Genomic DNA, 1498 nt, shown 5'->3' on the forward strand with positions numbered 1-1498 from the left:
TTTTACATTTGCACCGCTGCCCCCTCGAACAAAACCGCTTTTAAAGCACTTCGAACATTCAAAAAATTTACATACAATCCTTTTTAGAGACTTTTAAAAAAGACTTCCTTTACTAAATTTAACAAAAAATATCTTTAGTTAAAAGCTTCAAGAAAATTCTATTTGTAAAGTAAAAAATTATATTTTTTATAATAAAATGAACTTATATAAAAAAACAAAAAACAAAAATGCTAATAAAACATTTTACTTTAATATTTATATTCATAGCAAGCAACTGCTTTGCTGGTGAAGAAGGCTCCTCAACTGTTTCAGTAACAGGAAATGCTTCCTCTCAACAGAAAAGCAACGCAAACATGACAGTGATGAGCACGCCTACCCCCCAACGAACCACTACCGTAAAAAAAAATTCAGATGAAGAAAACCTTCTAGAAGGTTTGGAGGAATATGTGCCTTTAAACACGAACACCAGTAAAAAAATACTTACAGAACAAGAATGCAATGAAAAATCCATAGCCTTGAACAATAAAATATTAGACTTTAAAAAGAAAGAACAATTACTTCGTGAAAAAACCTCCTCAGCTAAGCTAGAACAAATGAACCTTCTGCAAGAAATAAACGCAGATAAAGCCAACATAAAAAGTTTTAAAAAACTGGAAAAAGAGTATGGAGAATATAAAAAAATGCTAGAAGGAAAAGGAATCTTTTTAGAAGAAAACAACTTGACAAAGAAATAAAAAGTTCATACAAATATTAACGTTATAGTGCCCCCAATGCCCAAATCCCCCCACAATTAACTAAAGATCTCTCTAAAATCCCCCCCCCACCCCAATAAATCAGATAAAGAACTTATTGTGGGGGGATTTTAGAGATTATAGACATCACGTTTTGGCCAAAAGGAAAAAAAGTTAAGAGGTAAAGAGGGGGCAGAGCATTTTCATAGATATCGCCACTAAAGTTCGTTGGTCGAAGAAAATTTCCTCGTAACAAAACCTGATAAAAAATGGATATAGAGCTTAAAGAAAGATGGTAAGGCGTAATTTCAACCAATATTATCCCGTAACCAAGCCTCCTAGGTGTACAGCTGATCTTTTAAAAAAATGGAATCAAAAAAAGTCAAAAACTTATAAATTGAGCAACTAACAAAAGATGGCTCTCCTAGTTTTTTTCATATCAATACGGTAAATCCTTGTAGGGAATTGTGTTGAGTTAAAAAGGGTAAGATTTTATTTTCCATTTTACTTTTTCTAAAATTGTATTTCCTATCTATTTAAATTTTTTATGACTTCTTTGGATACGAAATAGCGTATTTTCTATAATTTAATTGTTATATCAAATTCCATACTCCCCCTTACTTTTTTTCAGGTAGTTTAAAAGATCGCTGAAATCAAAGAATAAGAGTTTATCTTTGATCCACCTGAGTCCCCTTGTGTTCTTGTGTAAGGCCCGTTATAGAAGCGTATACAATAGCAACAGCGACAATGGTCATAAGTTTGGAAAG

The 1498-nt window shown here is 32.2% G+C and carries 1 protein-coding gene; it reads left to right on the forward strand.

What is annotated here, in order from left to right; translation table 11 throughout:
* Positions 1 to 227: 227 nt before the first annotated feature.
* Positions 228 to 734, forward strand: a complete 507-nt coding sequence (locus tag HE1_RS05770; protein WP_035545652.1) for a hypothetical protein — start codon at positions 228 to 230, stop codon at positions 732 to 734.
* Positions 735 to 1498 lie beyond the last annotated feature (764 nt).

It is taken from the genome of Holospora elegans E1 (assembly GCF_000648275.1).
GTDB classification, from domain to species: domain Bacteria; phylum Pseudomonadota; class Alphaproteobacteria; order Holosporales; family Holosporaceae; genus Holospora; species Holospora undulata_A.